This is a genomic window from Bartonella sp. CR127HXZ, assembly GCF_042194555.1.
Classification (GTDB): Bacteria; Pseudomonadota; Alphaproteobacteria; order Rhizobiales; family Rhizobiaceae; genus Bartonella; species Bartonella grahamii.
Map to the genome: position 1 here is coordinate 1 of NZ_JBHIMZ010000028.1, position 6840 is coordinate 6840.

Sequence of the window (6840 nt, forward strand, 5' to 3'; positions counted from 1 at the left end):
CGCTCCATACAAACCCATGAGGCAGAAAACTCTTCTTCAAAGGATTGGAAATTCAGCCAGTCCACATAAAATTGATGTGGTCCTAACATCATCAAAGGATCTCTCATAGGTTCCCTCCCCTCATTGCCTCCCTCCCCTCATTCTGTCCCGCCATGCAGCGCATTAGCGCGTGCCCGTTGAATGGCGTGGGCAACCGCACGACCAGTGACAACAGGATCACGGGCGCCATTGACATGCACCGTGACATTTTGATTGTGGGTGATGGGGGAGCGCTCTTTGCCTCTTTGTTCTCTCACAGAGTAATTGGCATGCCCCGCCCCCGCAAATTGTGCAATCGGTTGAATGGCTGTTGTGCCTCCCAAAAAACTTGGCAAAAACTCTCTTAAATTAATGGACCCAATCCACCCCTTAATGCGATGAGGCAAAGATTTAAAAAAATCGCTCAATTTTGTGATAGGTGCCCATAAAACCATCAACAATCAGGGTAAAACCGCGTACAATGCGTAAAGTCATGCTCTAACTCCTTGCTGCTTTGCGATAAGTTTCAAGCGTATCACCAAATTGATAAGTCATTTTCTTTTGGATATCTTGCGCCAACCGATCAAAATAAGCGCTATTGCGCCGGCTACTGAACCTTAAATCTCCTAAAGGTGGCACTTCTTCTGCATCAAACTCCACCCGAAACTGTCCTAATTGTAAAATACTGTTGGAATTTAAATCGCGATCAAACCAAACCCGCCCCCCAGCAGTGCACCCCGCGCAATAAGATCATCAAGAAACTGCGTGAGAGAGCGGGTAATAGCAATGACATAGTGAGCAGTCAGATTCTCGTCATTAGCCCAAGGGCTAAAACTGTTAGTGATAGTTTTTTCAACGCTGCACGGGTGCGCACCACATTGACAAAACGCCAGAATGGATCACTGGAGGTGGTATGATTTCCCCATAAAATACGTCCATTGGCAGCTATTTGTCCCCCAGAATTATTTAAATGCGCATTTTGGCTAAGCCGTGCTGGAATAAAGGTCGCAATATCGGCTTGGTTGAGGCGATTTGCCTCATGATCGATTTCGCCATCAAAATAGCTAATCGGGCGCGCCGTGCCTAAAATGCCATGCACATCTTGGTTGGAGGGAGACCAAAAAACACCGCCCCTTTGCTTATCACGTTTGATAAACATGGCGGCAGCAAAAGGACTTGCGGGTTTAACACTCCAACCCCCATCACCATTTGCCACCCGTACAAAGGGATCAATCAAATAACAAAAATGCAACAATTAAATTTCCCCCTGAAGATATAGCGGAACTCGCGGCGGAGCTTTATAAAAAGTTACAAGAGCTTATTCAAGACATCAACGACAGTGAAGAAATAGAGCTTACCTTGCCTCTTTTTAAAATTGCATTTAAAACATCAAATAGAGGTTAAAAAAACACTCAAGAACGACACAAATCCAACCTAACCATCATTAAAAATGGAAAATGAAGGTGCCTTTCTCCTTACATTAAGATTTTTAATAACAATTTGTTTTTAAAATATCATATCTTTTTTCGCTTTTTGGGCTGATTTGGGAGCGAACTTCACAATTTATAGATTTTTTTCAAAGGGTCTTCAAAGGCGGTTTTCTAGGCTTCCACAGAGTTTTTTTAATCCTCAAAGCCTTTTCCTATTTTTTCCATTGAATCACAGATTTTTCTCATTTTTAGATGTAAAAATCCATTTTGATAAAATGTGCATTTAATGGTGAAAATTAGTCATAAAAAAATCATAAATTCCCACCCAATCTCACCTATTCCCACTTAAAAAACTCCTGTCAAACGACAAGCTTTCTTTTTTGTATATTCACAGCAGCATAGATACTGCTATTCTTTATTGCTCATTTCCTCTTTTCTGGTTTCTTTTTTAATATCTTCTCCATTATTTTCTTTCTTGTGATAATTCAATAAAGTTTATCTCTAAATAATGCACAATAATAACACTATGATATACAATAAAAAATTACAAATAAATTTTAATATCTTCATATTATTTTATAAATTTTTAATAAATTAGTGATTTAAATATTTTAATTTTTAATATTATAAAATAATTTTTATTTATAATTTAGTTTTATTTTTATTCATAATGAATAATAAAATAGATTTACAGTAAAAACATTACGTATTTTATTATAAAATTTATAATTATACTTTACACAAAAATAAAAATAATCTATTTGTCTCAAAGTAGAAAACCATTCATTTGATATCCTTCTTATAAGCGGGGGCGGAATGCGTGGGGCTTATAAGTTAAGGAAAATATCTAAATGTATAAAAAATCTCTGTTACTCTGTACAGCGGCTATGACTGTTACGCTGTTTGGCACCCATTTCAACGCATATGCTGCTAACAATGTTCTTAAAAATGATGCAAAAGGTACAATAACGACTGCCACTTCAGGCAGTTCCTATGATGCAATTGAAGCAACAAATGGTGGCGCAATCAAGGGTGAAAATTTAATAGTAACCTCTCCTGATCCTGAAAAATTCAGCACTGGTGTAGCGTCGAAAGATTCGGGCAGTGAAATTACGTTAACGGGCACAACAACCATTGAAAAAGTTAAGGACGGACTTTCTGCAGAAAAAGGCGGTAAAATCACCAGCGAAAATTTAATAATAAATGGAACCAATATTGGTTTAGTAGCCCAAGATTCTGGTAGCAAGATTGAGTTAACGGGTACAACAACCATTGAAAAAATGACTAACGGGCTTCGGGCAGTAGGCGGTGCAGCAATTACTAGCAACGCTTTAACGATAACCCTTAATGAAGCTGGAGAATCTAATGTTGGTGTGTACGTCCAAGATGCTAATAGCAAGATTGAGTTAAATGGAAAAACAACCATTAAAAACGCCACAAACCATGGTCTTATGGCAGTAAATGGTGCAATCGTTAGTAAAGATTTAACACTAACTGGTGCTGCAACCCAAGGAACAAGTATTGGTATAGGGGCCTACTCACCTAATAGCAAGATTGAGTTAAATGGAAAAACAACCATTGAAAAATTCAAAAATGGCCTTGTAATGAACAATGGAGCGGCAATCAAGATAGATGGCGCTTCCATTACAGCTTCTGAAATTGGTGCTTCTTTCAACGATAGTAAGAACAACGAAACCACGCTAGAAAATGTGAACATATCGAGCGGTAACGATGGCGCCTTGATGGATAAGGGAATAAATGCCGAAAAAAGCACTGTGACTTTAAACAATGTAACCGTCACTCAAGCAAACACAGGCATATTTGCAAATGATCACTCCACAATAACAGTCTCTGGAGGATCATTCGATGGAAAAACTGATGGGGTATATGCTAAAGAAGGCAGCACCATTAATTTAACCGGCGATGCTAAAATTACATCAACTGATGGTTATGGACTCCATGCAGAAGGCTCAGGGTCTAAGATCACTAAGGAGAAAGAAACCGTAACTGGGAAACAAGCTGCATTATTTGCAGAAAAAGGCGGACAGATTGATGTCACGGACGTTACTTTAACAACAACAGACGGCAGCGGAACTGGTGCAAAAGCCGATGGCGCTGACAGCATGATTACATTAAAAGGCAAAACAACCATTAAAAAAGTTACTAACGGGCTTCAGGCAGTAGGCGGTGCTGCAATTACTAGCAAAGATTTAACGATAACCCTTAATGAAGCTGGAGAATCTAATGTTGGTGTGTCCGTCCAAGACTCTAATAGCAAGATTGAGTTAAAGGGAAAAACAACCATTAAAAACGCCACAAACCATGGTCTTATGGCAGTAAATGGTGCAATCGTTAGTGAAGATTTAACACTCATTGGTTCTGCAACCAAAGGAACAAGTATTGGTATAGGAGCCTACACACCTAATAGCAAGATTGAGTTAAATGGAAAAACAATCATTGAAAAATTCAAAAATGGCCTTGTAATGAACAATGGAGCGGCAATCAAGATAGATGGCGCTTCCATTACAGCTTCTGAAATTGGTGCTTCTTTCAACGGTAGTAAGAACAACGAAACCACGCTAGAAAATGTAAACATATCGAGCGCTAACGATGGCGCCTTAATGGATAAGGGAATAAGTGCCGAAAAAAGCACTGTGGCTTTAAACAATGTAACCGTCACTCAAGCAAAAACAGGCATATTTGCAAATGATCACTCCACAATAACAGTCTCTGGAGGATCATTCGATGGGAAAAATGATGGGGTATATGCTAAAGAAGGCAGCACCATTAATTTAGACGAAAAAGCTGCGGTTACATCATCTGATGGTTCTGGACTTCATGCAGAAGGTTCAGGAGCAAAAATCACCAAGACGGGAGGAGCTGTAACTGGGAAACAAAATGCATTATTTGCAGAAAAAGGCGGACAGATTGATGTCACAGATGTTGCTTTAACAACAACAGATGGCACTGGAACTGGCGCAAAAGCCGATGGCGCTAACAGCGTCATTACATTAAAAGGCAAAACAACCATTGAAAAAGTTGCAAACGGCCTTGATGTACAAAATGGAGCGACAGCCAAGATGACCGGTGGTTCTATTTCTGCTTCTCAAATAGGTGCTCTTTTCAACGCTAGCGGAAGTGATGAAAATAAAAACACGCTGGAAGATGTAACAATATCGAGCGGTAACGATGGCACATTGATGGATAAGGGAATAAGTGCCGAAAAAAGCACTGTGGCTTTAAACAATGTAACCATCACTCAAGCAAACACAGGCATATTTGCAAATGATCACTCCACAATAACAGTCTCTGGAGGATCATTCGATGGAAAAACTGATGGGGTATATGCTAAAGAAGGCAGCACCATTACTTTAAACAACAATGTTACAGTCGCATCATCTAATGGTAATGGACTCCGTGCAGATGGTTCAGGATCTAAGATCACAATGGCAGGAGGAAAAGTAACAACAATAGGGGATGCGCGAAGTGCATTATTTGCAGAAAAAGGCGGACAGATTGACGCCACGAATGTTGCTTTAACAACAGATGGCAAAGGAACCGGTGCAGAGGCCATTGGTCCTGATAGCAGAATTGAATTGCATGGCGATACAACAATTAACAATACTTGGAACGGTCTTGGAGCAATCCTTGGTGGTAAAATTACCAGTGAAAATTTAACCGTAGTCGGTGGTGAAATAATTGATCAAGACCCCAATGAAAAACGATCTGGTGTATGGACAGGGGACTCTGGTAGTGAAATTCAGTTAACGGGAAAAACAACCATTCAAAATGTTGATGAAGGTCTTTATGCTGATAGTGGGGGTAAAATCGTTAGCGGAGATTTAACAATAACCGGTGGTAAATCCACAGAACCAACCGTTGGTGTAAACATTTGGGAGCCCGATAGTGTAGTTGAATTAAATGGCAAAACAACCATTCAAAATGTTGATGCTGGTCTTTTTGCTGTTGAAGGTAGTACAATTAAAACGAGCAATGGCACTATTGATACTAATTCTGAAGGTCTAGATACCCAATCCGACACTCCTCCAAATGGGAAGAAAAACAAAATAGAAGCAAAAAAAGCTGCACTGGTTGTAATAAATGGCGGACATATTGATCTGACAGATGTTTCTGCCACAGCAGAAGTTGCCGGTTTACAATTCGCAACTTTCTCTGATAATGATCCAAATGGCCCAGATTACCCACAAAAATATCATAGCAATGAGATCAATCTGACCAATGCAGAGATTCATGCTGAAAATGATACTGGTATTCTCGTTGGAGCTTTTGTTGAAAAAAGCATCGAAGATGCGGCAGCCCCATCAATCGGCACAGTCAATCTTAAAAAATCAGAAGTTCATGCGGACGTATTATTAGGAGATGGTATTTTTTGGGACAAAACGTCATGGAAAGATAAAGATTTGTGGGATGGTAAAGAGGTTAAAGCGATCTCCAACGGCACCTTCACATTAAACGCTGATCAGTCTACTCTAGAGGGCAGAGCGAATATTGCTCAAGACAGAAATGTACACTTTGATCTGAAAAACGATACAACATGGACGTTGAAAATCAGCAAAAACGAAAAAGATAATGATGGCAATCTGCTTGATATTGCTCAAAGATCTCGTTCTGATATTTCCACGCTTAGTCTTGATAATAGCTCCATTGTTTTTAGCGAACCAACAGAAGAGCATTACCAAACATTGCATATAGGTTCTGGTAAACCAGACACAAAAGCAGTCTACAATGCAACGGGTGGTGCAAAGATTTACTTCAACGCAAAATGGAGTGATGGTGCTGCAATAAATGACCAAAAAACCGATAGACTTTTGATCAATGGGGATGTCTCTGGCAACACATCAGTTTATGTTACGGGACGCTTAGAAGATGACAATGTCGAAGCAAATACCTCTGCTGCTGCCAATATCCGTGGTCTTTCACTCATTCAAGTTTCTGGAAAAGCAGAAGAAAGCTCTTTCAAACTTGTAAATGGCTATACCACAAGAGGTGGTTTACCAGATATGTATACACTACGTGCCTATGGACCAGATTCAAGCCAAGGCAAAGCCAATATTGCGCAAAACCTGTTTGATGAAAAGAATGAAAATTTCTGGGATTTCCGTTTGCAACCCGAACTGCTTGGAAATGGTTCAGATGTGATCGCCCCTGTAGCACAAACAGCAAGCTATTTGGTCATGCCAAATGCTCTCTTCTATAGTGGATTAACAGATATGGCTAAACAAAACGCGCTCTTAGCCAATATCAGAACATCCATCTTAGGAAAAGAAGAGGAAAAACAAACTGGTTTCTTCCTTTACACCTATGGAAGCACAGGAACTTTATCTTCTGAACGCGGACCTCTCAAATACGGTTATGGTGCTGATATTCGTTA

General features: G+C 39.8%; 2 protein-coding genes and 3 pseudogenes. 2 read left to right on the forward strand and 3 right to left on the reverse strand.

All coding sequences use genetic code 11. From position 1 onward, the window contains the following. The 3 genes and pseudogenes from ACFIKY_RS08580 to ACFIKY_RS08590 all read right to left on the reverse strand — a co-directional run. Positions 1–107 (reverse strand): annotated as a pseudogene (locus tag ACFIKY_RS08580) (phage tail protein); the annotation flags it as partial. A gap of 30 nt (positions 108–137) precedes the next feature. Beyond that, positions 138–446: a hypothetical protein gene (locus tag ACFIKY_RS08585; RefSeq protein ID WP_375656197.1), complete on the reverse strand. Its 309-nt coding sequence runs from the start codon at positions 444–446 to the stop codon at positions 138–140. A 70-nt stretch (positions 447–516) separates the two neighbouring features. Beyond that, a pseudogene (locus ACFIKY_RS08590) lies at positions 517–1264 on the reverse strand (phage tail sheath family protein); the annotation flags it as partial. Here ACFIKY_RS08590 and ACFIKY_RS08595 point away from each other — a divergent pair. Continuing rightward, positions 1261–1456 (forward strand): annotated as a pseudogene (locus tag ACFIKY_RS08595) (transcriptional regulator); the annotation flags it as partial. The pseudogenes ACFIKY_RS08590 and ACFIKY_RS08595 overlap by 4 nt on opposite strands. Positions 1457–2299: 843 nt before the next feature. Then, on the forward strand, positions 2300–6840 hold a 4541-nt coding region (locus tag ACFIKY_RS08600), incomplete at its 3' end, for an autotransporter outer membrane beta-barrel domain-containing protein (RefSeq protein WP_375661706.1).